The sequence below is a fragment of the Vreelandella venusta genome (assembly GCF_015689495.1).
In the GTDB taxonomy this organism is placed as follows: Bacteria; Pseudomonadota; Gammaproteobacteria; order Pseudomonadales; family Halomonadaceae; genus Vreelandella; species Vreelandella venusta.
The window spans coordinates 1,613,008-1,639,315 of the sequence record NZ_CP065135.1 but is presented as its reverse complement, the minus strand read 5'-3'; the positions used below and the strand labels follow the sequence as shown (position 1 = coordinate 1,639,315).

The following is a 26,308-nucleotide window of genomic DNA, read 5'->3' as shown; positions in this document are numbered from 1 at the left end:
ATTTACAAACCATGACCAAGTGCCAACTTAATGTGCGTCGAGAACTTTTCGGGACTTTCTTGGGGTAACATATGCCCCTCGCCAGCAACTTCGTTAATCACAGAGTTGGCTAACAAATGAGCGGTTTGTTGAGCAATAAGTCTAAACATATCACGCGTTTCCGCCCCATAACCTATAACGACTGAAGCACTGATTTTGGAGACCAACTCAGCGTTTATGGCTGGCTGCTCTTGTTGATTCAGTTGATGGGTTAACGTGTACGCTTTAGATATCTGCAGCGCTTGGATACTTTCGTCCTGAGTAGAAAAATACCCTTCTCTATTGCCTGAACCGTCAATTAAGCGCTCAACCGCTAATTGCATATTTCCAGCATGAAAATTTTCAAAAACCGGACTAAACATGGCGCTGGCATCCGACTGCCAAACCTCCATTTGCTCTCCTTGTAAACAGCCTGGATAACCAGGCTCGTACAGGAGCACGTTGGACAACGCTAAATCATGTGTCACCAACATATTAATGATGACATCCGCCCCGTAAGACCAACCAACAATATTAATGGGTTTATCTTTAGGCAAGTTCGACAGCAGTTCAGCTAAATCATAGGCATGCGTATTTAGACCAAAACCACCTGAACAAGGCTCGCCAAAGTGCCTCAAAGTAACAGAAATCACCTCATAGTCAGCTTTCAGGTATTCAATATGAGGAAGCCACATAGCGCCATCGGTGAGCGCCCCATGAACCAGTACTAAGTAGTCACCGGTTCCCTCTTGAAAAGAGTCCATTACAGTCATTCCTAAATCGGTTACAAGCTTTTTCCATGCTCTAACTAGCACGGGATTGAGCAAAAAATAGCACCACCACAAGTTGCAATAATATCCTGGTGGCAATCACTGTGACCTGGCTGCAGAAAGCATAATCCTAACGATTCCAGCGATATTCCATTTGTCGCGCTGTTTTCTCCGCAAGCTCGGTGCTGCGTAACTTGGCGACCAAGTGTAAGCACATATCGATTCCCGCAGAGATGCCACCTGAACTAATGACACCGCCATCGTCTACCCAGCGCACGTCCTCCACCACATCAAGCTGCGGAAACTGAGCTTTTAAATCACCTTGGTCATCCCAGTGAGTAGTTACTCTGCCTTTCAGGCTAGGCTGTGCATTAGCAACTAAGAAGATGCCGGTACACACTGTGGCTACCTGCTGCACTATGGCTGCTTGATGTGCAATCCAGGCCTTTACCTTTTCGTTTGCCATCTCCCCCGTGTGCACACCACCGACAACAATCAATACATCAATGGGCGGGTGATTATCGATGGTGGCATTTGGCAGCACCTGGTAGCCCGCCCGGGCAGTTACTGGGCCGTCTTTTTCAGCAATTAAAAATACTGAAAACGGCTCGTCTTCATCACTAACGCGACTGGCCGTAGTAAAAACTTCAAAGGGACCCGAGAAGTCGAGTACTTCTGCTTGGTCATAGATATAGATGCCAATGTTCATTTGAGGACGTCCTTAGAATCTAAGCCTGCTATTTGCCAGCAGTTAACAATAAAGCCACTACTCCTCGCCATGCGTTACACCGCGCACAGTTCAACACTCATTAAATTAGCTGGTGTTAAACACTTACTACCAACTTTGGCCACGTTTGAAGCCACCGCTTATTGTATACCCGAGCGTCAAAGTCTGTTCGCTTTGGCCGTTTTGGATTTAATGTAATGGTATAGTTAAACAGAGGCTTAACGCCAAAAGGAGCCATAATTATTAGCTCTCCGCGATCATCCAACGCAGCGCCTACAGCAGTTTCTACTTCTATCCAGAAACTCATGGCATCTTCGGTTGACGTATACGGATAATCGCCATTGCGCGCGTGCATTCTTGCTTGGTTCTTTACTGACCAGGGTAAGGTTGAAACGCCCATTAACCTTCGCTCAATCTCACGATCACGAGAATCACCCACATCGTCCGAGTCGAAGTAAATTAAATCAATGTCGTTCAATGGCGTACTCGTTACAAAGCCATGCAGCTTGTCCCACACCAAGTTTCTAACGAACCCAGCAGCGAGACACCAACCCGGCAGCTTCTGCGCAGCTGCGGTAGTCAGCGCCGCCATGCGATCAGGATCACTCATTATCCATTGCTTGATCAGCGCTTCATGATCCATCGCAACCCCTTATCATGGCGTTTTATTCTAATTACCGGAAATAAAACTGTGTATTCATCAGCTTATGCGCTGTAATGCTGCGTGAAGCGACTTTAAGCTATCAGGGCCCTCACCTAACCGAACACTGCTGCATGACGCTAATTCCCATGTCGCCGATGAGTTCACATGTAGATGCACTGCGACGCATGATCCCGTCTCGTCATCGAGCAGTCCAGCGGGAATCCAGACAAGCTCAGTGTCTCTTAGTTTATTGGGCACTGAGCTGCCACAGGCGGCGCAAAAGTCATTCCGATAACCCGTTGGCTTTTGAAAAGAGCGAATATTGGCTTGTCCAGAAATCCACTCGAAGCACTCCTCGCTGACAAACGTAGCGGCATTCGCTGAAGAACCAGTCGTTTTCCGACACAAAGAGCAGTGGCATTGATAAAAATTTGGTAGTTCTCCTTTAACGCTGAACTTAACCTCTCCGCAGAGACACTCACCTTTCATTCAACACTCCTATAATACTCTGCATCCAGCGGCCCAGACCGACGCCACCGCGCTAGCAATAATATTCCATGACTAACTCTGGGTGGCCAGTTTGTTCATCAACTTGCTCACCTAATGAAATAAATCCCTGCTTTTTATAAAAGTTGATACTGGGAGTATTTTCCCGGTAAACCGTTAGTTGCAAGCACTCCCTTCGGCTCTTGGCATCATCAAGCATAGCGGCTCCCACACCTCGCCCCTGCAAGCTTGGCGACACAAAAACGGCAGCCAGTGTATTTCCGTATAAACTGTAGAAGCCAGCTATCTGGTTCTCAGATTCAAACACAAAAGTTTCCGAGGCAGGGATATAAACATCGCGCATTTCGGTAACCTTTGACGCCCAAAAATCCGCTTCAACAAAAGCGTGCGCTTTAATCGATGCTGAAAGCCAGATCTCCAAAATCTGGTCAATATCCGTTTCTCGGTATTTGCGAATCATCTAAACGTTCCTTATTGATGGTCAGATGAGCATACAATAGCTTGTTTTTATTCGCTATTCTTGGGCTATTTATAACTCACTCCTCCTCCTGCGCTACCCCGCGCTTCGATTTAGCCATTGATTGAATTAGCCAGTGTTTTATTGCGTGGTAAGCGTAACTCATCCGCAAGGGCGTTCTGTCGCAATAACACCTGCTGCACCCCCAAGTTAACAATCTTTATGCCGCAAACTTCTTGCTGACTTGCGCCACCCGCTGTCCTAAATAACGTGCGGCTAGTAAGTCTGTTTCATCTAGCACGCCGTCTGTTGAATGAGCAATAAGCCCAGATTGTGCTCCCAGCCGGTTACGCATACCTGGATCGTAGTTGCCTGGGATATCCAGACCTACCCATAGCATGCCATGCTGGTGCGCAAACACTTGCATGTACTGAAGGGTATTCAACTGATCACCGCTTAAGTTAGCCCCAATAGTAAAACCAGCGGCAATCTTGTCTGCCCATAACTGTTTGGTCCAGAGTTCACTCGTGGCGTCACTAAAGGCTTTAAACTGGGCTGACACGCAGCCCATATAAGTCGGAGAGCCAAAGACTAAGGCATCGGCCTTTCCTAATTGCTGCAGCAGCTCGGTGTTACAAAAACGCCCTTCTACGATATCTGCGCCAACGATTTCTATTTGAATAGCATTAACTTCAGGCTGGGCTGCCGCTCCAGCAGCGACAGCCTGGGCTAGTTGCTTAGTACTGCCCAAAGCAGAATGAAATACAACGGCAACCTTCATCACACGCCCCCGTTCTGTTGCCGCTCCACTGATTGCTGAGCATCGCGGTTTAGATTACGCTCGGCAGGGATATCGCTTAGGTACTCGACAAACTCCACTTCAAAACCCGCCGGATCGACAAAATAGACATTTTTCCGAAACGGCTCTATAGCGCCAGGTTTGGCGATGGCGTAGCCCTCTTTATTGAGCCTAGCGACAACGGCATCAAGGTTATCGACCACATATGCAAAATGAGCCAGCCCAACGGAGTGACCTTTCAAATCGCGGTTCTCCCCTTCGCCGTGATCGCTTAACGCCAAGTAATTTTCATCGTCACCAAAGTGCACCCATTTACGCGGTTTGCCATACCACTCGCCATGACCTTCGTCCCGCACCCGCCAATGTGGAAAAACTGCCCGGTAAAAATCCAGCATGGCATCCATATCAGTAACTACCAGATTAACGTGCTCTAAGTACATGAGAGACTCCTTGCGCTATGTGAAATGCCAGGGTAAAACCTCAACTTAAGTTGAGGTAAAGTGGTTTGTGGAAAAAAAATGGCAAAAATATGAGGTGAGTAATGGCAGAAGCAGTTTGGAGTGTTGGTAAGGTTGCCAAGCGCTGCGGCATTAAAGTAAGCACCCTGCACTTTTACGAGCAGCAAGGGCTGATCCACAGCTGGCGTAATGCAGGCAATCAGCGGCGTTATAAACCAGAAGTGCTAAGGCGAATTTCGGTGATAAAAGCAGCGCAGAGAGTTGGCGTCAGCCTGGAGGAAATAAAGCAGGCCTTTGAATCATTACCGAATAACCGCACGCCAACGGTTGAAGACTGGCAGCAGCTTTCAAAAAACTGGCAGCAGATGCTGGATGGACGAATTGCTTACCTGCAAAAACTGCGCGATAACCTAGCGGGGTGTATCGGCTGTGGCTGCCTCAGCATGACTAGCTGCCCGCTCTATAACCCCGACGACAAACTGGCTAACTCAGGTAGCGGCCCTGTGCTGCTCGATCAGGCAGAGCAGAATGCCAGAACCCAGCAAGAGCCAAACGCTGGTTCATAGCCCTTAAAATAGTTCTTAAAATAGCCCTCAATAGCAGCCCTTACGTCTTAATCTACACCAATGAACCATTTGGGTTTGATACGCCCAAAGTCTCGACGGATATTGGTTTTCAAGGCTTTCTTGGAATCCAGAACGACAGTATCCCGTTCAGTTCTAACAAACACCACCCAGTGCCAGAAAGGCCGGCCCTGCTCCGTGCGCCACTTGATCGCCAACAACGCCTTATCTGGAAGCGTCGCCCAAGCCTCGAATGGCGTCTCTGTTGGCGCAGCCGTGATCCCCAAAGTACACAACAACTTACGGACATATTCGGTATCTGACCAAAGCGCGGTGTCTTCGGCATAAATACCCAAAGCATTGGCTGTCGCTTTGGCCTGCGCATAAGTAATGCCCGCAAGCGCGGCGCATGCAGCAATTCCACAGCCGGATATTTCTTCTTGAACAACAGGGTTCATGGAGTCTTCCAGTTAGTAAAGAACTATATGAAGTGGTACGGGGGAAAACTAGCGGATAGTCGCTACCCTCGAACTGCTGAGCATGCACGTCACAGCCATTAAGATTATAATCACTGGCTAAGCCAGACCCACCCTACTATCGAACTCTAAGCCTCGGGCGTATTACTGTGAGCATCTCCCATCGAAGTGAAAAAAGCCAAGCTAGACCTGTTCGCAAAGGTCTACACCCGAGAAACCAACATAACCAAGGCTATGACTTCCCGGCTCTCGTAACAAGCCACCCAGCGCTAGCCTCCCATGTAAAACCGAACGTGCATGGCGACCTTTCCATCGATTTCGCAGATCCATTGGCAGTCAAAACTCTCAACGCCGCGTTATTAAACCGGCACTACAATATTGTCGACTGGGATATTCCAGAGGGCGCGCTTTGTCCGCCAATCCCAGGCAGAGCTGACTATATCCATTACATGGCTGACTTGCTGGAAATTGGGCCTGGGCTAGAACAGCGCAGTATTAAGCTGCTCGATATCGGCACGGGAGCAAATGGAATCTACCCAATACTAGCCTGCCAAATTTACCGCTGGCAGTGTGTCGGTAGCGACATTAACCCTCAGTCGCTTGAGAACATAGCCACGATTATCGCCAACAACCCCACACTCAAAGAACGCTTCACGCTGCGCACGCAGCACGATAAAAACCACATTTTTGAGGGGATCATTCAAGCCGGGGAATTCTTTGACGTCAGCGTATGCAACCCACCTTTCCATGCTTCACTTGATGAAGCTCTTAAAGGTAGCCGGCTTAAACTCAATAACCTCGCTCGTAGTCGCGGTGAGCAAAAGGTAAAAACCAAATCCCCCACTTTGAATTTTGGCGGGTTGGAAGCTGAGCTTTGGTGTAAGGGGGGCGAACAGCTGTTTCTTAAAAAGCTCATAAGAGAAAGCAAGGTGTATTCAACGCAATGCCGCTGGTTTACTAGCCTGATTTCAAAAGCTGACCATGTTAAGCCTGCCAAGAAGTTGATTAGTAAGCTCGGTGCCGTTGATATACGAGAAATAGAGATGAAGCAGGGAAACAAGATTACGAGAGTATTAGCCTGGACATTCATCTAAGCCGCCATCGCCGTGCTTCCTCAGGCCTATGCTACTAATCAACGACAAACAATTTAGCTCCTTGCTTTGTCGATGAGCGATGAAGTTCAGTATTATCGGCAAGCTGATAGCTCGATCCAGGCGTGAGAACAAAGCAGCGTCCATCCGACGTCACCCCATTCTCAGTAGCGTCCGAGTTTAGTGTCTGAAGTTACTGTATCGTGTTTTAATCGTAGAGACACTCTACGCACTTATGATTGACCTATTCACCCGTTTGACGCTGCTTCAGGTAGATCACGCCAGCGCCGTAGCAACAGTGCCGATGTGCCACGGCGGCTGCGTTGCACAAATTTTGCGGCCGATCAGGCATTGACGAGGTCGCGGTGCGCTTCGCGCAGGTAAGCACAACGGGTTTGGACGGCTGAGATGCGACGGGAACCGCCAGCTATTCGTTTTTCATAGCATTACTCCGTGCTTACCAGCCGTAGAAGCGAGGCCAAGCCTCGATATTGCCATCGGGCAGCACAGCTTGGTACTCAGGATGTTGTGTACCGGTAGCACAAGCGTGATTGGGCAGAATGCGCAACCGCGTGCCGATAGGGAAACGTTCCGCAATACTTAGGTCCGGCTCTCCGGTACGGGACAGTACCCCATGCTCCTGATTGGCAGCGCTCAAGATATATCCCTCCACCACCTTTCCATCTTCGGTGCATACTTGACCGTAGCCGAAGTCTTGTGTCTGTTTTTGTGTTCCTCGGTCACGGCTCATCGCCATCCAACCGGCATCGACAATGGCCCACCCCTTCTCTTCTTGGTGGCCAATGACGGTCGTGAGGACACTTAGGGCGATGTCGTCTACTGTGCACACACCTACATTGTGCATCACTAAGTCGAAAAACACGTAGACGCCGGCACGCACCTCTGTCACACCATCGAGGTGTTCAGCCGACAAAGCGGTCGGAGTCGATCCGACGCTAACAACAGGGCACGACAAGCCAACATCATACAGTCTCTGCGCCGCACGCACGGCGCCTGCCCGTTCTTGTTCAGCGATGGCCAGCAAGGCTGCGGGGTTATCATAGTCGTAGCTGGATCCCGCATGGGTCATGATGCCACCCAGGCACATGCCAGCATCACGAAGCACACTCGCCACCTCCAGTAGGGCATCTTCTTCCGGCTTGATGCCCGAGCGGTGACCGTCGGTGTCAATCTCTATCCATACCTCAAACACTTCCCCATGCGCTTTACCGAAGCTGCCGATTTCCCGGCCCGCCGCGACATTGTCCACGAGGATCTTCAGATCGCAGCCACGTTGACGAAGTGCGAGCACTTTCGGGAGCTTGCTCGGTACCATGCCAACGGCATACAGGATGTCGGTAATCCCCGCGTCGAAAAACTGCTCGGCCTCCTTCAGTGTCGAGACGGTGATGCCCTGAGCCCCGGCTGCAATCTGCGACCTCGCGACGGACGGACATTTGCTCGTCTTGACGTGTGGGCGGAAGCGCACCCCGAGGGCGTTCATGCGCTCCTGCATGCGCTCGATATTGCGCTGCATGCGCTGAGTGTCGACGAGGGCGGTGGGCGTACCAAGTTCTTGCATGATAGTCATGGGTGGAGCTCGCTCAGTAAACATGGTGAAGCTGCATATTGACAGATTGTCTAGAATTATACAAACTGTCAAAACATCAACAACACCGGCCCTTGTCATGACACAACGTACTCAGGAGCAGCGATTGCTGCTCGAACAACTCAAACAGGTAGCAGAGGGGCTCGCCAAGACGTTCGCGCCCTTCTGCGAGGTCGTGGTGCACGACTTGCTGGACCCCTCACACGCCGTGCTCGCGATCCACAACAACCTTTCTGGCCGCGAAGTCGGCCATCCAGCCACCGAGCTCGGACTTGCCCGCATCATGGACGCCGAGTTCGAGCAGGTCATCGCTAACTATCCCAATAGCTTCTCTGATGGCCGCCAGATCAAGAGTACTTCGATCGGCATCAAGGATTCAGAAGGACGATACATTGCAGCACTCTGCATGAATATTGACCTCACCGTGTTTCAGGGCTTTCAGGGCATGTTGAATCAGTTCGTCGATATTCAGGTAGATGCCCCCGCCAAAGAGTCGCTGGACCCTACGGGCGCAGACGCCATTCGTGCCCGTATTGATGAGTTCGCGGCACGCCTAGCCACCACGCCACGAGCCCTCAAGGCGGAAGACCGTCGTATTTTGGTTAAGGAGTTGAAGGCGGAGGGCTTGCTGGAGTTACGTCGCGCGATGGAAATCATTGCCGCGCACTTGGGAGTCTCCCGCGCATCGGTGTACAGCTATGCGAAGTGACAGCCGCATCTTGAGCTTTTGGAGTACAGGCGCAGCCACACTGGTAATGCGTGAGGCTCTTGAGCCGCATTCGACATGACTGAGCTCGTGCTGCAGGAGCTGTTCGAGGAGGCCGGCACGCTGGTTGCCTTGGCTTCGCCACAGCTCGACAGATGAAAGCCGAACTGCAAGGCAAACGCATCGGTGTGCTCGTCAGCGGAGGCAACGTCGATATGGCGCGATTTACCAGTTTGCTGTCTTCGTAGCGTCGCGCCAACCAGACACTAGGGCTTCAATTTTCGTTCCACCCCCAGCCGCCGGTCTCTTCCGATCGAGGGTAAGGGACTCCTTTGTCCAACAATCAGAGAAATGCTCACCATGAATCAAGCCATCCAACGCTCCGATATTTATTGCACGAACAGTTTGGAGCTCTCTTCTCCTGCTGGCCACTATTCCCACGTCTGCATAACGGCAGGTCAGGTCTTCATTTCCGGCCAGCTCCCGATCCAACAAGATGGCACGCCTCTAAGCGATAGCTCATTCGAGGAACAGGCCCGTCAAGTGCTTGAAAATGTTGATGCCTGCCTTGCATGCGTAGGCCTTGATAAGACAAGGCTGACACAGGTACGTATCTACGTCACCGATATCAGCAACTGGCCGCTGTTCAACGAAATTTATGCAAGCTGGCTTGGTGATCATCGCCCTGCCCGATCTGTTGCAGGAGTCAAAGAACTTCACTTCGGTACTGCGGTGGAAATTGAAGCCATCGCATTGCTCCAGCCCGCTACCGGCTCCCACGAGGAGATCTTTTAAGCCACAGCGGGCAAGCCCGTCTACTAGAGCATTCTTCAAGTGCTGTCCGGCCGTGCGCCATGCTTGCACCGGGCATGGTGTATTGAGGCCTTACCCCAAAAAGCACCAAAAAATTCGGACTCTCGCGTTCCTGTGCTCGCCAGACACGCAGAGGTGATGGCGTCAAACTTGAAACAAAGAAATGTCGGAGAACTAGGAGAAAAACAATGACAAAGCATGTCTCTCATCCGCCCATTCGTCGTGGCCCCTTCGCATTATGGAGGGGTATGCCACTTTGGAAGAAAATATTCATCGCGCTAACGCTGGGGCTGGTTTTGGGTATAGCGCTCAATCAAACAGGTAATGCAGATATTGCTACCAGCATCAAGCCGATCGGCGATCTCTTTATCCGCGCGATCAAGATGTTGATCGTTCCGCTGATTTTCGTTTCGCTGGTCGCTGGCATCGCCTCACTTCAGGATCTCGCAACCATGGGGCGGCTCGGAGCAAAAACATTTGCTCTGTACCTGGCTTTAACAGCAGTGGCGATTTCGATCGGTCTCGCCTTATCGATCATCTTCAAACCCGGTGTCGGCGTCGATATAGGCACGTCCAAGACCAGCAACGTAAACGCTGATGCCAGCGAAGCACCGACCATTATCGACACCGTTCTGGGCCTTGTTCCGACCAACCCTATTGAAGCGTTCGCGACCGGTAACGTATTGCAGATTATCGTTTTTGCCGTCTTGTTAGGTATCGCGATTGTTCTCGCTGGCGACGTCGCCAAGCCAGTGAAAAACTTCTTCGATTCAGCCGCTGAAGTGATGTATCGGCTGACATCGATCATCATCTCCTTTGCCCCCTATGGTGTGTTTGCGCTGATGGCCTGGGTGGCTGGAACCTATGGTCTCGATATGCTGGCCCCGCTGGCCAAGGTCATCGGCATGGTCTATCTCGGTTGTGCCATCCATGCACTTGTGGTTTACGGGGGGTTGATCAAGTTCGTCGCTCGGCTTAACCCCGTACGCTTCTTCCAGGGCAGCATCGAACCGATGATGGTCGCCTTTACCAACACATCCAGTTCAGGAACGCTACCTGTCACGATGATGGCGACCGAGCGTAATTTAGGCGTGTCACGCCGCATCTCGAGCTTCGTCCTGCCGTTAGGCGCCACCATCAACATGGATGGCACAGCAATTTACCAAGGCGTATGTGCTGTATTCATAGCGCAGGCCTATGGCGTCGAGCTTAGCACCAGTCAATATCTGACCATTGTGCTGACCGCGACGCTGGCCTCCATCGGTACAGCCGGAGTGCCCGGCGCCGGGTTGATAATGCTATCACTGGTACTGACTTCAGTCGGCCTTCCGCTCGAGGGCATCGCAATCATCGCGGACATCGATCGAATCCTTGATATGGCGCGCACGTCAATGAACGTAGTAGGCGACTGCGCGGTAACCTGCTTGGTCGCGCGCAGCGAAGGTGAACTCGATCAAGCCGCCTACGATACCCCACATGTACTTAAATCCGAGGAAATAAGCGGTCGAGCAAAACCGGGCACAACTCTCGCTTGAGCCCTCCTCGGCCTAGCCTTTTGCGGGACGGACTCCGGCCCGCATACCACACTTCCGCTGGCTCCTGGGCACCGGCAAAGATAGTAAGTTGACGACATAGCAAGGGATGGTCGATAGGTTCTATATTATGCGTACGGCCAACCAGCGACGGGGCTCCTCAAGGATGACCGGAAGATCCTATTGAGGCGGGCTCACGACGCTTCAAGCCGTGAGCAGCTCTTCATGAAAATCTGGACAGGGGGCTCCCCGGAGCCTGGAAGCCTACACACTAAGGAGCGGTTCTACCCCACATTCGGGACTGCTCCACTCGGCGTGACGCCGAGAAGGCCCTGACTGCCTGAATTGAAGACATCCCGCAGAGACAGAAGAAAGTATGGAAGAATCTTGTCAGCGGCTGGCGTGAAAGCTTCTGTACTTAATGGATTTAGCAAAGTCGGTAGTACTCTACCCAATGAAGTAACCATCGCCGTGCTTCCTCAGGCCTATGCTACTAGTCAACGACAAACAATTTAGCTCCTTGCTTTGTCGATGAGCGATGAAGTTCGGCATTATCGGCAACCTGGTAGCTCGATCCAGGCGTGAGAACAAAGCAGCGTCCATCGTCGAGCTCAGTATGAAGTTCACCTTCAAGGCAGAGCAATATGTGGCCTTTAGCACACCAATGATCCGCCAGATAGCCAGGGCTATATTCAACCATACGCACCCGAATATCCCCAAAATTTTGGGTCTTCCAATAAGCAACGCCACTTTCTCCGGAATGCTCCGTCGGCTTAACTTCAGACCAATCTGTGACCCCAAAAGGTAAATCTGTAATGTTCAAACGGCATCTCCATTAAGTAGATAACAGCAATTATTCCAGCGTGGGCCTAGTTTGGTATCGAACTAAAGCAAAGCGGCTCTCTGCGATTAACTCAGATCACCGCTCTATCAGCCAAGGAATTTTTCTTAGCCAATCCTTCGGTGCCTCACTATTGATGAACTTTGTCAGCTCCGGCTATAGATACACATTTGTGATTTCCAATTTTATGCATTGCCTACGAATCATCAGTCGCGCCAGCGGTCAGATGTATTGATCAGCCATCCACGTATGGACTCAGCGACGTCTTGGGTCATGGGTCGGCCATCTTGGTCAGATAAACCATGATCCATCTCGGGGTAGGCCATCAGCTCGATATTGAATTTACCTAAGTCGTGAAGATTTTCGACTAACTCAGCGACTGCCTCAGGTGAAACAGACTCATCGCTCCCGCCCTGCACAATTAAGGCGGGTATCTCTACACGGCTCAAAACAGATTCTTGATCAATCGAAAGCATGCTTCGCCACCATGCGTATCCATGGTTACTGACGTCTATATCCAACCTTTCGTTGCTGCTTAGGATATGCTCTGCAAACCCGTTGAACCCCTCTATTGCGGATGCCACCGCGCTTTCTGGCTCGGTCAACTTAATGTTATGGTTCACATCATCAATAAACCATCGACCGCCCCCATTAATCATAATGACCGCGTCTGCCGTGTCGTACTCGGCTGCATACAAAGCGGCAACCACGGCTCCTTCGCTTCCTCCCAGAGCAATGACATTCTTGTAGCTGCCATCGCTTACCATGTCAGATACTACCGTATTGGCATCCTGAACTCGTTGCTCTGGCCTATCGTTCTCTAGGTAATAAGCGGGACAATCGGGTCTCTCTACATTTGTATCGCGAGGCAAATCAGCTGTGATTCCCGGCTTTTCAATCAGCAATAAATCCGCCGATGGCCAAGCAGCGTGAGATAGCTCTCTGATAAGATTGTTATGCTTGACACTATTACAGTCAGACCCTTGGAAAGATACTAGAAGCGTATCTGATGAAAGGTTATCGGATGCAACTTCTAGGTAATAGTCAATGACGCTGCCATCCGCTCTTTTGAGTGATGAGACAGCATCGTTTTCATTTGCCACAGCACTTGTAAGCCCGAAGAAGAAACAACCTACGACACATGTAGCCGTAAAATACTTCTTTCTTTTTGCTAATACCCGATGCATCCGCTGGTTATGTATTTTTACAAGATTGACCATTTTAAAACCACGCCAACTAAGTGAATTGAACCAAAAACTAAGCAAATAACCGAGCTCCATAGCCAAAAAGCGGTGCTATTTTGCTTTATCTGAGGGTGATTAGTGATAAATGGAGCAATTAAGCCGCCTAAGCCTCGAAGTAAATAAATAGTTGTTATTGCGCACAAGGTTAATTTTAAAAAAGGCATGCTAGGTAACAGTCCCGCGCCAGACCATGCATAACAGCCCCAAATAATTAAAACTGAGGCAATCCCAAGTGTTATCACTGTTGGCCGCAAAGAGCGCTTCTCAGCCATTAGTGCCATTGCTTCCCCTGCACCAAAAAAACGATACCAGTCTGGGCCACCAATGACGACACCGACATGCAGCGCCGCTGCTAAAAAGCTCAATGAGCCAGCAACGATTAATAGTTCAAAACTCACAAAATATGTCTCCATTGTTCATGACTACTGCCTTTACACCCTAGCCCCATGTTCCGTTAGACTCTGCACTGCACATACTTTCTCTAAGCTGAACAACGCGCGACACTGCCTCCCAAGCCAGTTCTTATCGACCATTGGCAATACAGTTTATGGTAAATTTTGCGCACATTTCCAGAATAATTAGTTTTTAATTCTATTTCCTCGCTGCGCACTCGATCTTGTCTATACACTCGATATGAGTTGACTCATAACACTGCACTGCTAACCCTCATCGGCTTTTCTAGCTTAGCCAGAGAACAGCGCAAGAACTCCCTACAGTTGTCTCTAGCCAAGCTAACCCCTTCATAGTACGAATTAAAACCTAAACTGATAAGTGCCACTACGAGTCGACGTCGCGGTTGACCCAAACAACTATTAGTAAGTTAAGAGTCTTACTTAATAATTGTTAGACAATCGAATTAAAAAATTACAATACGCAAAGAAAAAAAACATCAAATTTTAAGGTTGTTGCTATGTTAAATAAAGTGAACCTTCAGGTGTCCATGCGTAGGGAGTAGATAAATGTCACAACAATTTGACGAGCTTGCCGCCTTATATGAAAAAATGGCCGAGTGGCCATTTCGAAAGTACTGCGAGATACCCTCCACTATTGAAGCTCTAGGAGATATTAGCGGGCTCTCTATTCTTGATTTCGGCTGTGGTAGTGGCTTCTATACTCGGCTGTTAAAAAAGCATGGCGCCAAGGAAGTCGTCGGCTACGATATATCTTCAGGGATGATAAGTTACGCGCGTCGTCGCGAAGAGAAAGAGCAACATGGCATCTCATATCTTGATAATAAAGACAGTATCCCAGAGAATCATTTTGATATTGTTCTTTCTGTATATACTTTACCCTACGCGAAAAACCTAGCGGGCCTTATGGAATTGTGCGGTGATATGGTGCGCCCCATAATACCAGGCGGTCGTCTCGTAACACTTCCTCTTCACCCTGACTACGCGCTACAAACATCTTACTACCGCCCCTACGGTTTCGACCTCATTAGCAGCACTACTACTCCTAGAACTAACGAAACACCGCTGAAACTTCACTTGTGCCAGCCCCCCTATGATGACTTTGTAACGGCTTACTACTGGTCGAGTGAGGCATTAACTAACGCCTTGGAACACGCCGGGGTGAAAAATATTGAATGGCAAAACTTTCATGTAACCGATGAGGGCAACGAAGTTCACAAGAGTAGTTTTTGGGAGGCTTATCAAACATGCCCACACTCAATCATTCTCTCAGGACGCAAAGGAGTGTGAACGTGTTGACACCTCCCGTGTCCACCACCACCTCCCTGCCTCCCTTCGGAGCCGTCTGGGCTCGCTGGTTCAATTCGATCAGTTCTCTTGACCATCACGAGTGGGACTCACTGGTCGAAGACAGCAATTTTTTTAATAGCTACAGATGGTTACAGTCTCTTGAATACTTCAGTCGACCACGCTCTGTACTGGCGGCTTTCGGCCCTGGAGGGCTTTTGGCAGGCTGCCCAATATGGGAAGGACAGCCTGATGACCCTCTGTTTGCCCCCTCACACTGGTTTACAGAGTTGCCAGGGCCATGGAAGGAAAAATTTCTGTGGGTGGGAGCATACCGCTCTACGCATAATGAGCTGATCTGCGGGCATGGGGCTCGTCATCAAGAAGCGCTGGCACTGCTGCTTCATGAGCTCCAAAACAAAGCCAATCATGATGGGTTGGCTGGCGTTCTACTGCCCTATATGCCGTTGAAAAGAGCTTTGTATGTCGCCTCACACCACCCTGATGCACAAGTGCTGCTTCATGATGCCGAAGCTTCCCAGCACATCTCACCAGGAGGTTTAGACGACACTATCTCGTCCTGGAAGAAACACTATCGAACACGCACACGAGCCGAAATAAATGCCTTCCACGATCAAGGAAACCAAATAGAGTGGTCACCTATTACGCCAGTACTAGAGGAAATACTGGTCAACCTTGTTGCCATGAACCGATCCAAACACGGCGCGACCACTGGAGCAGCATGGATGCGCAAGGTTTTCATGAGTCAGCACCAGTCCAACGTCATTGATCACTCGATCGTCGCCCTTTCCCGAAACAAGGGGAAGATAAATGCTGCCACCATCTTTTATCGTTTCGGAAATTCGCTTCACGCACGATATTTCGGTTTCGACTACACAGAGGAGAAGGACGACTTCCGTTACTTCGTTCTCAGTTACTACGCACCTTTAAGATACGCACCCAAGCATGGCCTAAAGACATCCCACCTCTCAGTTTCAGCCTTGGATGCGAAAGCAAAACGTGGAGGATGCATCGAGCCACTCGCCACCGTCGCAATTTTTAGAAAAGAAAAATTAGCGGATGACCTTGTGAAGAAGCACAACTTCGCAGTCGTTGACAGTCACCAGAACAGGTTCCGCAAACATCTGGCCTCGGAATGGTTCAACGATGGAATCATCTGATAATAGGAGAGATTCATGCTTCATCTAGTCTATATTCTTCAGCCTACCGAGCATGCACGAACCCACACAAAAGAGTTCTGGGAGTGGATACGCTCACGTCAATCATGGTTCTACGATGGCTTGGACATGGTTCATGAGCCACGTTGGTTCAACTACGTTATCGGTAATAATGTGCACTGCCTGGAGCACTCGGTAGCTTTCGAAGACGAAGCGGCCTGGGGTGCCTACCGCAAGGCAGTTTCACAGCGCTGCAAAGATCCAGAGTGGGAGGCAAGGCGGATCGAACAGGAAAAATGGTGGGAAATCATTGACTCCCGACTCATGAACGATATTCAACTGGAGAGTTAAGCATGACGGAGCATACGACAACAACAACAACAACAACAACAACAACACTACACACACGTGCGAACCGACTTCTGGATACAGCTTCTTTCATCACATTGGCCACCTGCAACGATACTGGAACGCCCTGGGCATCCACCGTCAACTATGTAGTGCTTCGCTCTCCACTGCGCCTTATCTGGTACTCCATGACCCAGGCTCAACATTCGATTAACATCGACCGACAACCCATGCTGTCGGGTTCAATCTTTCGCACCGATCTCGGCGAGTTATCACCTCCCGCTGGCTTAGATGGTTTGCAGCTCTTTGGAGATGGCCGCGCCGTGCCCGATGAAGAAGCAGCCGCTATCCATACCTTGTACTATCGCTTGAACTTTCCCGATCCAGAGTTAAGGAAATCCTGGGAACTGCCACTCACAGATTTCCTCACAGGAGGACGAAGACGATTCTATGAAATGCGTCCACATAGTCTGTGGTTGCTCGATCTGGATCAATGGCGAGAGGACAAAGTGGACCAACGAATTGCGGTCGATATTTCGCAGTTAGCTTGACCTGCAAAATGCGCTTCGTGGTGGCTAAGAGCGTTGCTCAACAAGATAGCCAAGCCACTCAGCGTATTCATGAAGAATCGTATTCATTAAGAGCTAGCCAGCGGACGGCAAAAGCCCCTCAAACCTGTAGCCTACGGCTAACGCCCATATTTAGCTGCCGACACGAGCCAAATACGTTTTTGCGCATTCACCTACAAAGCATCGGCCGGGATTATCACCCGCGATCCAGTCCTCAATAGGAAAAAGGTCAAACAGACCAACCTTCACAAGCGTTGGAACGGCAAGTTCAAGCTCTTTTTCTACTTGGCCTCGCTCGCCAGCGTTATAAAGATTAATGTTATAGAGCATCGTGGCAACCGTTCCCGTCTGAACCTTACTGCCATCTTTGAGATGAACCGAAGGAAGAACTTCCCCACCGCTAACGACTTTCTGATTTACAGCGGCCAACTGCTCCGTATGTTCAACGCTTTTTTTCATTAGCACTCTCCTTTTTTCAAGCGGCTCTACTTTTAAACAGCTAGAGCCACGTTACGGTGTGAACAACGCCACTATTTCGCTAGATCATTGTGCCGTAACCACTTAAGCCAACTCAAACCTTAAATGCCAAGCGTTGCGAATCTACCTCGAACACGCTGTTCTGAGGTTTTCTTACCCATACGGAAACGCCCAAGGTTATTAGCCTCGGGCGTTTCTTCTAGCAAATTTGGTTACCACAAACCGAACCTTAAAGTGTCATATGCAGAATTGGAAAGGGTTTTCCCATATCATCAATGGGTGAGCGTGAAACTACCTTGAACCCCATATGCTCGTAAAATCCAACAGCCTGTGGGTTTTGTTCATTGACGTCCACGTTGGTTGCACCTAACTGCTCAATCGCATATTGCAGTAGTGCCTTACCTATGCCTTGCCCTCGCGCTTCATTCAGGATGAATAGCATTTCAATCTTTGAGTTTTGGGCACCCAAAAAACCTAGGATTGAACCACGTTCATCTTTAACGCACCTCAATGTAACAGCGGGAAACGCCTGCTCAATGATAATTGGTTTAAAAAACTCAATATCTTCTTCCGTTATAAAGTCATGAGTTGCTCGGACTGACTCTTCCCAAACATTAAGCATCTCTGCATAATTTTCAGGGAGCACATTTTCTACGATCATCGTACTTCTCTACAGTTGACTGAAACTCATGCGCAGACGCACTTCTCTAGTGACTATTTTCATCACTCTTTCTCCTCGAACCTCCTCACCTGTCACTGGGTGAATTACCTGGCTCCTCGTTCTCACGGATAGCGCAGACATCTTCGATATCCACCGGCCGTGCGAGTATAGATTTATACCGCACCAGATCATCCTTAAGCATAAGAGGAAGCTCAAGACCCAATAAATGCACCGTCAAATAACGAGAAAAATCTATGTTGAGCGGCACCCAGGTTTCGCTACTTGCATCGAAAATTTGTGAGTCGTCAGCGTTACCCACCTCCACTTTAATACCTTCATACTTGAACTGGACGTAGGTTAGATCCCAGCCTTCCTCCTGGCGGTGAGCGGCAGCTTTGGATACAAACCGCTGACCGGCCTGAACCACTGACGCAAAGTACTCGCCGGGGACAAACAAGTCGATGTCATTAAGCTCACGCTCTGAACCATACCCCTTTGCTGCGAGTCCCCCGCAGATCAAAAAAGGAATACTCCTTTCTCTCAGTAACTCCACAATCCATTGAGCTGCTAAATGATGCACGTCTCCTCCTTTTTCATATACGCTCCTTCAACCTTCACAGTGAATAGACCACACGGCCAGATATTAATTGAATGCGCTGCGCCGCCATCGTGGGCGCCTTATGGCTCGTTTCTCGCTAAGCGTTACGCCGCACACAAACGTGCCATCGTTTGATTTTGTAGTGCGTGGTAAGCGCAGCGCACCCGCAATTGTGGCTCGAAAATACGCGTGGCTTAAAGCGACTCCACTGCCATGGTCGGCTGCTTAGTAAAAGCTAATCTACTTAATAAGCACTAATAATAATTCAAACGCACCGTGTTCGGAATTTTAAAAGATCATAAAAATCAAAACGCACCATAAAAAATCACTTACTATTCATTCAGTTAATCTCTTCCCTTTGGTCATAAACTGCGCCATTCCACACAATTACGCTAATTATTCTATTCGAGTAATGAATGGCTGCTTTTACGCTATACTGCGTCATCTTTTATTTTCGACACACCTGACGACCATCTGTCTGAGCACCTCATGCCATTTTCAAAACTAGGCTTATCCCGTCCTCTTGTTCAAGCGATTACCGAGCTCGGTTACAAAACGCCAACGCCCATCCAGGAACAAGCGATTCCAGCCATTCTTTCGGGCAAAGACTTAATCGCCACCGCACAAACAGGCACAGGCAAAACCGCGGCCTTTGTTCTGCCACTGCTAGAACGATTCAGCCAAGCGGAAGCATTACGCGGCAAACGCATACGCGCGCTGATTCTAGTGCCGACCCGTGAGTTAGCGGTTCAGGTCGAAGCCAATGTGGCTCAATACGCTAAACACACGCAGTTAACCTCTATGGCCGTGTATGGTGGTGTGGATACCGCGCCACAAAAAGAGCGGCTAATCGAAGGAGTGGATATTCTGGTCGCCACGCCAGGCAGGTTGCTTGATTTGGCGCATCAGCGTGCGCTGCACTTTGATGAACTTGAAGTTATGGTGCTGGACGAAGCGGACAGAATGGTCGACATGGGTTTTGTCGATGACATCCACAAAATCTTAGTACGCCTGCCTGAAAACCGTCAGAACCTACTGTTTTCAGCCACCATGACCGGCGACGTTCGCGCCCTGGCCTACGGTTTTTCAGATAGTAAGATGACCGACCTAGCGGCTGATATCTCCATCTCTCCCAGCATTCGCGCCGCTGCGACTATCAAACAGTGGCTAATCACGGTAGACAAAGACACCAAGTCTGCCCTGTTGAGCCACTTGATCAACGAGCAAGCGTGGGATCAGGCGCTGATTTTTGTCGAGAAAAAACACAGTGCAGCCAAGCTGGTTGCTCAACTGGAAAAGCGCGGTATTCAAGCGGATTCCATTCATGGTGGCAGAAGCCAGGCCATGCGCGAAAAGATTCTGGCGCAGTTCAAAACAGGCGAACTGAAGTACCTAGTGGCCACGGGCGTCGCCGCTCGGGGGTTGGATATTGGTGAGCTGAGCCGCGTGGTGAATTACGATTTACCTTTCCAGCCAGAAGAGTACATCCACCGCATTGGCCGCACCGGCCGCGCGGGTGCCTCAGGTGAAGCCATCTCTCTTGTCGACATCAGTGACTTTAAGAACCTTTGTGCGATTGAAAAGCGCTTAAACAACATTATTGAGCGCAAAGAAGTTGGGGGCTTCCCGGTTAAAAAAGCCGTCCCCGTTTCTAACTTGAACCATGCCAAAAGAAGTAATCGCTAAGAACTAGCAAAGAAGCTCACCTCTTACAAAAGTGAGCTTCTTGATCGCCTACATTTACGAGGCGGGTAAAAACGCATCTAATAGCTCGGCATTGGTTGGATATTTATCCAATAACGCCAGCAGTTTCTGCGCGCCTTCTACTGGCTTAAGATGTGTCAACGCTCGACGCAATGCGCGTACTTTTTCAATATCTTTCGCATCAATCAATAGCTCTTCTCGGCGGGTACTGCTTTTGGCAATATCTATCGCCGGGAAAATCCGTTGATTCGCCACTTCCCGTGATAGCACAATTTCCATATTGCCCGTGCCCTTAAACTCCTCGAAAATCACCTGATCCATACGGCTTCCGGTATCCACCAGTACGGTGGCCAGAATGGTGAGCGACCCACCGTTTTCGATCTTTCTCGCAGCGCCAAACAGTTTGCGTGGTATTTCCATCGCACGGCTATCCAGCCCACCCGACATAGTACGACCATTGCCGCGCTGCTCGGCATTATGCACCCGCGAGAGCCTGGTAAGCGAATCGATCACAATCATCACATCATGCCCCTCGCCTGCCTGCTTACGCGCCGTCTCAAGAAGCTTATCGGCCAAACGCATATGGTGTGAGTAGCTTTCGTCTGAAGATGAGGCATGGACTTCTGCCGATACACTGCGCCTAAAATCGGTCACTTCTTCAGGGCGTTCATCAATCAGCAAGGCATACAACTTTATGTCAGGATGGGCTGCTGCCACTGCCTGACAGATATGTTTTAACAGCGTCGTTTTGCCAGAGCCCGGCGGCGCAACAATCAACCCGCGCTGCCCCATCCCAATGGGCGTAATCAAATCCATCGCCCGCACACTACGCTGCGAAGAGCCAAGCTCTAAAACAATGCGAGGGCTAGGATGAATCGCCACGCCATTTAAAAAACGCTTTTCGGGATCATCAGGAAATGGACTTTCAACTTCATCAGCGGGCTTGGCATCTAGCTGCCTTTTCGTTTTCAGACTGAGTGTTTTTCTCGCCATAATATTGATGGATCGCCTTGAATAGCCTGGATTAATAGAATAATTGCATCTGAGCGCTTCTTCACTGAATGGCGCATTGGGTGGTGGGTTACGATAAGGCTCTTAGACGGCTTGTAGCTCTTTGGCGACGACATCATCACCGCGTGTCCAATGCGCGCCGCTAATACAAAATTTAGCTGCAAACCCCATATGGGTCATGCCCAATTTCTTACGCAAAGCAGCGACATCAACCGGCTCCGGCCGATGCGCTTTAGCCGCATTAAGGTCGATGGCTTCTTGCAAAACCTGAGCAATACTTCCTAGGAACGAGCCATGATGCTTCTCCAATGCGGCATTAACAAGCAGATTGACCAACTTGGAAATCGCATTTCAATCTACTTTTGAGAGATTTTCGCGCTCGAACGCTCGTTCCGAGAAGTATGAACCGGTTCCCCTCATCCCTATTATTTCCGCCCCACCTCAGCCCCGCAATTCCAGAACCTCTCAGCCCCGTCATTCCAGAGCCACCTCAATCCCATCATTCCCTAATCGCCTTAGCCCCGTCATTCCCGAGTGGGGTTATCGGGAATCCAAGTTGACCTTTTCAGCCGAAGCCAAGGTACTTAAATCAAAATAGATTCCCGCTAAAAGCATGCGGGAATGACAGCTGGGGAGAAGCAGTCATTTCCTTCGCCTTATTAGGCACCGTGCCTAATCAGGCAACGTTGAATGCCCGGTGTTAGCAGCGGGCTGTTACTGATCCTATCTGCTCGTTGCCTATTAAATCTTCCATGATTCCTCTCAGCAGCTAAGTATGTGCGGTAGGCGCGATACTTACATCAGGATGTAGGTTGTAGCCGCCGATTAATGACTATTTTCTGTCTGTTTTCCGACTATGCCAAAACTAGGCATCAGCGGCTTTTAGTACAGCTACAACGCCGCATTAAGGTGTGAGCGACGCTTGGCTATACTTGAGCGAAGCGAAAACGCCAAGCGTTGCGAATCACTCTTAAATGCTTTGTTATGTGTTTCAGTCTATTTCAAACTCCAACTCTGCTTTTTGCAGTGTCTTTTCACCAACACCAGGTATAGTCCTTAGAGAGACTTTATTGATGTAACCTTCTTTGATTCGGTATTTGAATATCTCTTTTGCGGTGTTTCGCCCAACGCCTAAAAGAGCTTCCAGCTGATCAATCGATGCTTCATTAATGTTTATTTTGGATGATTGACCAGTAGGCTTCTTGGCTAAATAGCCCAACAGATCAGCGATAACCATGTATGTATGGAATACAGCTTTAACAGCTTCTATTTGCTCAAGCTCAGCATGAACTCCCTTATTAGTTAGTTTATTTACTTTCTCTAACCAAGAACCAAGAAAATCAACATGAGTTTTTGCAAGCTCTCTATTGCTAGCAGACTCTATAGATTTATCCATAAATGCCCAAAGTCTATTAACATATTGACCTTGCTTCAAAGCCCTACCGTTTACTGACTCTGTTGTTACAGGGAAAAGTTCATCTGCTAAGCCTTCGAGAAGGCGTCTACAAGTAGTTAATGCATGAGACCATTCTTCAGGGTTGTTTGACGACACACTCTTGAACGCAAGCATCAATTGCTCCGCGAGTTCAGGATTTAAATCCAATATCTGATCATCAACTTCTGATTTGAGTACATCGAAACAGCTAGAGACCGTCCCTGAGAACTTGATCTTTGAATATAGGTCTGATGCAAGATCGTGCGCTTTTCTTTTTACATAAGCGATATGTTTTTGTAGATGATTTTTATAGTAAGTTTTGTCATTTCCCTTTTTTAGTTTCACTAAATCAAGATATTTCTCTTGTATAAAACCAATATTTGAATAACCACCACCGCTATCATCATTTTTTACGTTTAATTCTTCGATACTGCAATGAAGATCAGCTTTTAACCCTATAGATTCTAGGTCTGCATAACATTCATTTACTTGTTGTCTAAGTTCATCTGTGGGTGACGTATTAACTTCAATCAACAACTCGATAAGCCCCTTTAGCTTATCTGTATAACAGGGGTCACCTTGTTGGACTTTACACCAGATGACAATCTCTTCATCGTCAACTAAGCTAGCTGCCCGCTGCAGCTTCTGCACCGCCGCAATTAACGTGCCTTTTGAAGACTCAAGCTCATTTAGGCTTTGTTCAACAAGAGTAAGCGCTTCATTTTTCTTTTTATCCACTTAATTTTCCTAGACTTAATAATAAGAACAGAGCGTATTATACTGATTTCAATACCTATTAATTTGATGAAACTAACGGTAGATTGAAGAAACACATAACGCTGATCGAAGCGGCGGCTGAAAGCTGTCCGCCTTACGCGCCTTGTTAACCGTTTACTCGAAAAGCTTCCGATTTATCCATTCACTAAGATCTTTCTTATCCACTTTTCCAAGTATGAAATTATCACGATATACCCTTTCTAGAGCACCACGTGTAAGAAAGCTAGTTGTAACTAAAATACCTTTGCTAGCTCCAAACTCGTTTCGAACATCAGCTAACTCTCGAATAGCCGGAATACCTACTTTATTAGATTTCTTATACTTTTTTGCCTGCCATAAAGTTTTATATAGGCCAGCCTCCTTCATATTCTTTACGGCAACAATATCTACGCCACCATCCTTCATTCCATCCATCAATTCAATTTCATATCCATCTGACTCCAGCAACCTAGAAATGAAAACTTCAAACTGTCGCCAAGACATACTTTCAAGAGAAAAATCCGGGGATTTTAACTGTTCAACAAGTCTGATACTGGGTGAATATTGCGCAATTTCTATTTTTGTTTCAGGGAGCCCTATAATTTCCGGTTGATAGATGAACTCACGTCCCATTTCGTGAGTCCAATCAAACTGCCCCCCCTGAACCGGAGTTGAACTTAAGTACAGAAGCTTACTATTTGGGCTTTTTAACAGAATGTTCTCGCCTAAATCCTCGGTTTTTCTTCCAAGGTTAGCTACGCCATCAAAGATAAAAATGGCGTTCTCGGCGCTTACCATTTCATCAAATTCTTTCTTATTCCTGCCTATCGCCTGATAGGTCACTGACAAATTACTGGGCGCAGATATTGAGTCAAGATAGATTTCAAGACCTATTTGCTTGGCAACCTCCGCCCATTGATATTGCAGTATTTTCCCGTCGGATACGATAACAACACGTGAAGCATCACCACGTTCAATCTTGCTCCGAGCCGCCGTTAGAGCAGTAATTGTTTTCCCAGTCCCTGGCATAGAAACCAGCAGGGATTTCTTTGCATCAGATGATAGATACTGATCAACAAAGTTTTGTTGCCAACTTGCTAGTTGCATAGTCCTATTTTCTTGTCCGATCAATGGTTAACGCCGCATTCAGCGGCTTGTCCGCTGCAATGCATTGTTAAAAACCGTCTGCTTTGAATCGTTCTCTAGCTTCATCTTCGCATTTATAACAAGCGAAATACTGAATTGTTTCCATGCCGCCAGTTACGAATTCGTCGCAATGGGGACAAGATATTGCCTGCCATCCTCTATCAAAACAAGATACGCAACTCCACAGTCCGTCAATAAAAAATACAGAGGGTCTTTCGTGTTGGCACCTATGGCATCCTGCTATATGTGGTTGTCCCTTTTCCCACCAGTCATCTCCCTCAGTGTACTTGGCTTCACATAAATCAATGAGCTGCTCCGTCGTAATAGCTGTTTCACAGTGTGGGCAGGCATCTAAGTTTTTATTAAAAAACTCGAAATCTTTATGGCAGTTTGGACACTCGATACTTTCTCTTGTTGATACTACTGCGGTGTCTGAAACCCCACAAACAATACAGCTACAATCAGAACCCCACTTATGTTCCTCTTTGACAACGGCCGCCAACATTCCGCAATGCTGACAATCAATAACCTTTTTTCCTGATTTTACTTCTATTTCTATTTTTGGTTTTAGTTCGTTGTATCTAGCTAAGATAAAGTCTTTTTGCCCCATCATTCGTCTGTGGATGCGATTAAACTCTTTTTGATACAACTGAAAAACATCTTTCCATTTTTCTGTTAACAAGGTGTGCAGGTGATGCCAAGATGCCCACTGCTCCACTACCACACCGGCCTTCGTTGCGGACAAATCAGCGTAATCAGAATGAGCAAAATGAACTATTTGATTACGGTGCTCACCTAACGCTTTGAAGTTATCAATTGTGGTCTGATCAAGATGTTCACTGACGATGGACTTAAGTCTTTTGATTGCGTCCCCTAGGAAAACGGAATGAAAGTCCCCAACTCTAAAACTGTCAATACTTGCAGTTTCGGGTTTACTAAGAATAAGAGTCCAATGCTCATCCATCAAACGAGCCTTAAGAAACAACTCAATTGAGGTATAAAAATCAACAATAGAGTTCTTAGGCCTCTTTTCCAAATCATCAAGCGATGAATCCAAAAAGTCTATTGCATTCTTGACTAGGGAGTCAAAAAGCTCTTCTTTTGTCTGTTTCTTTTGAGAAATAAACTTTCGACTCATTTCGGACTTCCCTAGGTTTTTAACAGTAATTATATAGCCTGCTACATAACACCCTTGAACATGCCAGCACGTTTGTTGGTGTTATCTAGCCACCCAAAAAAATCATAAACCACTGTTTTTATAGCTTTATTTATCTCGCATGGCAACATATCCAAAATTCGCGTGCCGGCTCGTTTTTACGATTTAATCATACTTTATTGATAAATTTGGCTTAGGTCACGTGGCTTTGAAGAAAAATTGAGCTGGAGCAGGCTTTGGGCAGCTGGCGCTGCCTTGGAAAACGCATTTCTATCTGCTTTTGAGAGATTTTCGCGCTCAAACGCTCGCTTCGAGAAG

31 protein-coding genes are annotated in these 26,308 nt (G+C 48.3%); 10 read left to right on the top strand and 21 right to left on the bottom strand.

Going from position 1 to position 26,308, the window contains the following annotated elements:
• Nucleotides 1-2: 2 nt before the first annotated feature.
• The 7 genes from IR195_RS07715 to IR195_RS07685 all read right to left on the bottom strand — a co-directional run bounded on the left by IR195_RS07715 (nt 3) and on the right by IR195_RS07685 (nt 4,361).
• On the bottom strand, nt 3-782 hold the full coding sequence (locus IR195_RS07715; protein WP_206049196.1) for an alpha/beta fold hydrolase: 780 nt from the start codon (nt 780-782) through the stop codon (nt 3-5).
• 136 nt (nt 783-918) lie between these two features.
• Entirely contained in the window at nt 919-1,497 is a 579-nt protein-coding gene (locus tag IR195_RS07710) for a DJ-1/PfpI family protein (RefSeq protein ID WP_206049195.1), read from the bottom strand.
• A 115-nt stretch (nt 1,498-1,612) separates the two neighbouring features.
• Entirely contained in the window at nt 1,613-2,158 is a 546-nt protein-coding gene (locus IR195_RS07705; RefSeq protein ID WP_206049194.1) for a nucleotidyltransferase family protein, read from the bottom strand.
• Nucleotides 2,159-2,215: 57 nt separating this feature from the next.
• Nucleotides 2,216-2,647: a GFA family protein gene (locus IR195_RS07700; protein ID WP_125747199.1), complete on the bottom strand. Its 432-nt coding sequence runs from the start codon at nt 2,645-2,647 to the stop codon at nt 2,216-2,218.
• Between the two features lie 52 nt (nt 2,648-2,699).
• Nucleotides 2,700-3,125, bottom strand: a complete 426-nt coding sequence (locus IR195_RS07695) for an N-acetyltransferase (protein WP_125747197.1) — start codon at nt 3,123-3,125, stop codon at nt 2,700-2,702.
• Nucleotides 3,126-3,342: 217 nt separating this feature from the next.
• On the bottom strand, nt 3,343-3,903 hold the full coding sequence (locus tag IR195_RS07690; RefSeq protein WP_206049193.1) for a flavodoxin family protein: 561 nt from the start codon (nt 3,901-3,903) through the stop codon (nt 3,343-3,345).
• Complete coding sequence (locus IR195_RS07685) at nt 3,903-4,361, bottom strand: VOC family protein (RefSeq protein ID WP_206049192.1); 459 nt, start codon at nt 4,359-4,361, stop codon at nt 3,903-3,905. The genes IR195_RS07690 and IR195_RS07685 overlap by 1 nt, the downstream gene beginning before the upstream one ends.
• A 101-nt stretch (nt 4,362-4,462) precedes the next feature.
• On the opposite strand from IR195_RS07685, the gene soxR reads away from it, so the two are divergent.
• On the top strand, nt 4,463-4,945 hold the full coding sequence (gene soxR, locus IR195_RS07680; protein WP_125747191.1) for a redox-sensitive transcriptional activator SoxR: 483 nt from the start codon (nt 4,463-4,465) through the stop codon (nt 4,943-4,945).
• A gap of 47 nt (nt 4,946-4,992) precedes the next feature.
• Here the strand turns inward: soxR and IR195_RS07675 are convergent, their stop codons facing one another.
• Nucleotides 4,993-5,400: a hypothetical protein gene (locus IR195_RS07675; RefSeq protein ID WP_206049191.1), complete on the bottom strand. Its 408-nt coding sequence runs from the start codon at nt 5,398-5,400 to the stop codon at nt 4,993-4,995.
• A gap of 167 nt (nt 5,401-5,567) precedes the next feature.
• Here IR195_RS07675 and rlmF point away from each other — a divergent pair, with 167 nt between their 5' ends.
• Nucleotides 5,568-6,512, top strand: coding sequence for a 23S rRNA (adenine(1618)-N(6))-methyltransferase RlmF (rlmF, locus tag IR195_RS07670; protein WP_206049190.1), 945 nt, complete (start codon nt 5,568-5,570; stop codon nt 6,510-6,512).
• 241 nt (nt 6,513-6,753) lie between these two features.
• Here the strand turns inward: rlmF and IR195_RS20615 are convergent, their stop codons facing one another.
• Together IR195_RS20615 and IR195_RS07660 are read right to left on the bottom strand one after the other, a co-directional pair.
• A complete protein-coding gene (locus IR195_RS20615; protein WP_423250117.1) occupies nt 6,754-6,861 on the bottom strand; it encodes a hypothetical protein in 108 nt (35 codons plus the stop codon).
• 105 nt (nt 6,862-6,966) lie between these two features.
• Nucleotides 6,967-8,100, bottom strand: coding sequence for a DSD1 family PLP-dependent enzyme (locus IR195_RS07660; RefSeq protein WP_206049188.1), 1,134 nt, complete (start codon nt 8,098-8,100; stop codon nt 6,967-6,969).
• A 97-nt stretch (nt 8,101-8,197) separates the two neighbouring features.
• Here IR195_RS07660 and IR195_RS07655 point away from each other — a divergent pair, with 97 nt between their 5' ends.
• The 3 genes from IR195_RS07655 (at nt 8,198) to IR195_RS07645 (ending at nt 11,172) form a co-directional block, all read left to right on the top strand.
• Nucleotides 8,198-8,827: a helix-turn-helix transcriptional regulator gene (locus IR195_RS07655; protein ID WP_206049187.1), complete on the top strand. Its 630-nt coding sequence runs from the start codon at nt 8,198-8,200 to the stop codon at nt 8,825-8,827.
• Nucleotides 8,828-9,184: 357 nt separating this feature from the next.
• On the top strand, nt 9,185-9,619 hold the full coding sequence (locus IR195_RS07650; RefSeq protein WP_089038033.1) for a RidA family protein: 435 nt from the start codon (nt 9,185-9,187) through the stop codon (nt 9,617-9,619).
• Between the two features lie 206 nt (nt 9,620-9,825).
• A complete protein-coding gene (locus IR195_RS07645; protein ID WP_241006813.1) occupies nt 9,826-11,172 on the top strand; it encodes a dicarboxylate/amino acid:cation symporter in 1,347 nt (448 codons plus the stop codon).
• Nucleotides 11,173-11,662: 490 nt separating this feature from the next.
• Here the strand turns inward: IR195_RS07645 and IR195_RS07640 are convergent, their stop codons facing one another.
• From IR195_RS07640 to IR195_RS07630, 3 genes are all read right to left on the bottom strand, one after another.
• Nucleotides 11,663-11,992, bottom strand: coding sequence for a DHCW motif cupin fold protein (locus IR195_RS07640; RefSeq protein WP_125747185.1), 330 nt, complete (start codon nt 11,990-11,992; stop codon nt 11,663-11,665).
• A 224-nt stretch (nt 11,993-12,216) separates the two neighbouring features.
• On the bottom strand, nt 12,217-13,230 hold the full coding sequence (locus tag IR195_RS07635) for a prolyl oligopeptidase family serine peptidase (RefSeq protein WP_206049186.1): 1,014 nt from the start codon (nt 13,228-13,230) through the stop codon (nt 12,217-12,219).
• Nucleotides 13,215-13,652 (bottom strand): hypothetical protein, encoded by a 438-nt coding sequence (locus IR195_RS07630; RefSeq protein WP_240645167.1) that lies wholly within the window; start codon nt 13,650-13,652, stop codon nt 13,215-13,217. The genes IR195_RS07635 and IR195_RS07630 overlap by 16 nt, the downstream gene beginning before the upstream one ends.
• 561 nt (nt 13,653-14,213) lie before the next feature.
• Between IR195_RS07630 and IR195_RS07625 the strand changes: the two genes are divergently transcribed.
• The 4 genes from IR195_RS07625 to IR195_RS07610 are packed head-to-tail and all read left to right on the top strand — an operon-like array spanning nt 14,214 to nt 17,028.
• Nucleotides 14,214-14,954, top strand: a complete 741-nt coding sequence (locus tag IR195_RS07625; RefSeq protein ID WP_125747179.1) for a class I SAM-dependent methyltransferase — start codon at nt 14,214-14,216, stop codon at nt 14,952-14,954.
• Between the two features lie 2 nt (nt 14,955-14,956).
• Entirely contained in the window at nt 14,957-16,132 is a 1,176-nt protein-coding gene (locus tag IR195_RS07620) for a peptidogalycan biosysnthesis protein (RefSeq protein ID WP_206049185.1), read from the top strand.
• 15 nt (nt 16,133-16,147) lie between these two features.
• Nucleotides 16,148-16,480 carry a hypothetical protein gene (locus IR195_RS07615; RefSeq protein ID WP_125747175.1) on the top strand — a complete coding sequence of 111 codons (333 nt, stop codon included), beginning with the start codon at nt 16,148-16,150 and terminating at the stop codon, nt 16,478-16,480.
• 2 nt (nt 16,481-16,482) lie between these two features.
• On the top strand, nt 16,483-17,028 hold the full coding sequence (locus tag IR195_RS07610; protein ID WP_206049184.1) for a pyridoxamine 5'-phosphate oxidase family protein: 546 nt from the start codon (nt 16,483-16,485) through the stop codon (nt 17,026-17,028).
• Between the two features lie 150 nt (nt 17,029-17,178).
• On the opposite strand, the gene IR195_RS07605 is transcribed toward IR195_RS07610, so the two are convergent.
• The 3 genes from IR195_RS07605 to IR195_RS07595 all read right to left on the bottom strand — a co-directional run bounded on the left by IR195_RS07605 (nt 17,179) and on the right by IR195_RS07595 (nt 18,764).
• Nucleotides 17,179-17,505 (bottom strand): DUF7709 family protein, encoded by a 327-nt coding sequence (locus IR195_RS07605; protein WP_206049183.1) that lies wholly within the window; start codon nt 17,503-17,505, stop codon nt 17,179-17,181.
• 247 nt (nt 17,506-17,752) lie between these two features.
• Nucleotides 17,753-18,184, bottom strand: coding sequence for a GNAT family N-acetyltransferase (locus tag IR195_RS07600; protein WP_125747167.1), 432 nt, complete (start codon nt 18,182-18,184; stop codon nt 17,753-17,755).
• Between the two features lie 85 nt (nt 18,185-18,269).
• Entirely contained in the window at nt 18,270-18,764 is a 495-nt protein-coding gene (locus IR195_RS07595) for a hypothetical protein (protein WP_206049182.1), read from the bottom strand.
• A gap of 507 nt (nt 18,765-19,271) precedes the next feature.
• Between IR195_RS07595 and IR195_RS07590 the strand changes: the two genes are divergently transcribed.
• On the top strand, nt 19,272-20,468 hold the full coding sequence (locus IR195_RS07590) for a DEAD/DEAH box helicase (RefSeq protein WP_206049181.1): 1,197 nt from the start codon (nt 19,272-19,274) through the stop codon (nt 20,466-20,468).
• 54 nt (nt 20,469-20,522) lie between these two features.
• Here IR195_RS07590 and rho read toward each other — a convergent pair whose 3' ends face one another.
• From rho to IR195_RS07565, 5 genes are all read right to left on the bottom strand, one after another.
• Complete coding sequence (gene rho / locus IR195_RS07585; RefSeq protein WP_206049180.1) at nt 20,523-21,479, bottom strand: transcription termination factor Rho; 957 nt, start codon at nt 21,477-21,479, stop codon at nt 20,523-20,525.
• Between the two features lie 102 nt (nt 21,480-21,581).
• Nucleotides 21,582-21,833: a helix-turn-helix domain-containing protein gene (locus IR195_RS07580; RefSeq protein ID WP_206049179.1), complete on the bottom strand. Its 252-nt coding sequence runs from the start codon at nt 21,831-21,833 to the stop codon at nt 21,582-21,584.
• A gap of 655 nt (nt 21,834-22,488) precedes the next feature.
• Nucleotides 22,489-23,670, bottom strand: a complete 1,182-nt coding sequence (locus IR195_RS07575) for a ComEA family DNA-binding protein (protein WP_206049178.1) — start codon at nt 23,668-23,670, stop codon at nt 22,489-22,491.
• 153 nt (nt 23,671-23,823) lie between these two features.
• Nucleotides 23,824-24,795, bottom strand: a complete 972-nt coding sequence (locus tag IR195_RS07570; RefSeq protein ID WP_206049177.1) for a restriction endonuclease — start codon at nt 24,793-24,795, stop codon at nt 23,824-23,826.
• 67 nt (nt 24,796-24,862) lie between these two features.
• The gene (locus IR195_RS07565) at nt 24,863-25,972 is read right to left on the bottom strand and encodes a hypothetical protein (protein WP_206049176.1); all 1,110 of its coding nucleotides are present in this window, start codon (nt 25,970-25,972) and stop codon (nt 24,863-24,865) included.
• Nucleotides 25,973-26,308 lie beyond the last annotated feature (336 nt).

Excerpts from the sequence above, each read along its gene's own strand:
- IR195_RS07715 (WP_206049196.1), bottom strand. The coding sequence starts at position 782 with ATGGACTCTTTTCAAGAGGGAACCGGTGACTACTTAGTACTGGTTCAT.
- IR195_RS07710 (WP_206049195.1), bottom strand. The coding sequence starts at position 1,497 with ATGAACATTGGCATCTATATCTATGACCAAGCAGAAGTACTCGACTTC.
- IR195_RS07705 (WP_206049194.1), bottom strand. The coding sequence starts at position 2,158 with ATGGATCATGAAGCGCTGATCAAGCAATGGATAATGAGTGATCCTGAT.
- IR195_RS07700 (WP_125747199.1), bottom strand. The coding sequence starts at position 2,647 with ATGAAAGGTGAGTGTCTCTGCGGAGAGGTTAAGTTCAGCGTTAAAGGA.
- IR195_RS07695 (WP_125747197.1), bottom strand. The coding sequence starts at position 3,125 with ATGATTCGCAAATACCGAGAAACGGATATTGACCAGATTTTGGAGATC.
- IR195_RS07690 (WP_206049193.1), bottom strand. The coding sequence starts at position 3,903 with ATGAAGGTTGCCGTTGTATTTCATTCTGCTTTGGGCAGTACTAAGCAA.
- IR195_RS07685 (WP_206049192.1), bottom strand. The coding sequence starts at position 4,361 with ATGTACTTAGAGCACGTTAATCTGGTAGTTACTGATATGGATGCCATG.
- soxR (WP_125747191.1), top strand. The coding sequence starts at position 4,463 with ATGGCAGAAGCAGTTTGGAGTGTTGGTAAGGTTGCCAAGCGCTGCGGC.
- IR195_RS07675 (WP_206049191.1), bottom strand. The coding sequence starts at position 5,400 with ATGAACCCTGTTGTTCAAGAAGAAATATCCGGCTGTGGAATTGCTGCA.
- IR195_RS20615 (WP_423250117.1), bottom strand. The coding sequence starts at position 6,861 with ATGCCTGATCGGCCGCAAAATTTGTGCAACGCAGCCGCCGTGGCACAT.
- IR195_RS07660 (WP_206049188.1), bottom strand. The coding sequence starts at position 8,100 with ATGACTATCATGCAAGAACTTGGTACGCCCACCGCCCTCGTCGACACT.
- IR195_RS07655 (WP_206049187.1), top strand. The coding sequence starts at position 8,198 with ATGACACAACGTACTCAGGAGCAGCGATTGCTGCTCGAACAACTCAAA.
- IR195_RS07650 (WP_089038033.1), top strand. The coding sequence starts at position 9,185 with ATGAATCAAGCCATCCAACGCTCCGATATTTATTGCACGAACAGTTTG.
- IR195_RS07645 (WP_241006813.1), top strand. The coding sequence starts at position 9,826 with ATGACAAAGCATGTCTCTCATCCGCCCATTCGTCGTGGCCCCTTCGCA.
- IR195_RS07635 (WP_206049186.1), bottom strand. The coding sequence starts at position 13,230 with ATGGTCAATCTTGTAAAAATACATAACCAGCGGATGCATCGGGTATTA.
- IR195_RS07625 (WP_125747179.1), top strand. The coding sequence starts at position 14,214 with ATGTCACAACAATTTGACGAGCTTGCCGCCTTATATGAAAAAATGGCC.
- IR195_RS07615 (WP_125747175.1), top strand. The coding sequence starts at position 16,148 with ATGCTTCATCTAGTCTATATTCTTCAGCCTACCGAGCATGCACGAACC.
- IR195_RS07610 (WP_206049184.1), top strand. The coding sequence starts at position 16,483 with ATGACGGAGCATACGACAACAACAACAACAACAACAACAACAACACTA.
- IR195_RS07605 (WP_206049183.1), bottom strand. The coding sequence starts at position 17,505 with ATGAAAAAAAGCGTTGAACATACGGAGCAGTTGGCCGCTGTAAATCAG.
- IR195_RS07600 (WP_125747167.1), bottom strand. The coding sequence starts at position 18,184 with ATGATCGTAGAAAATGTGCTCCCTGAAAATTATGCAGAGATGCTTAAT.
- IR195_RS07590 (WP_206049181.1), top strand. The coding sequence starts at position 19,272 with ATGCCATTTTCAAAACTAGGCTTATCCCGTCCTCTTGTTCAAGCGATT.
- rho (WP_206049180.1), bottom strand. The coding sequence starts at position 21,479 with ATGGCGAGAAAAACACTCAGTCTGAAAACGAAAAGGCAGCTAGATGCC.
- IR195_RS07570 (WP_206049177.1), bottom strand. The coding sequence starts at position 24,795 with ATGCAACTAGCAAGTTGGCAACAAAACTTTGTTGATCAGTATCTATCA.
- IR195_RS07565 (WP_206049176.1), bottom strand. The coding sequence starts at position 25,972 with ATGAGTCGAAAGTTTATTTCTCAAAAGAAACAGACAAAAGAAGAGCTT.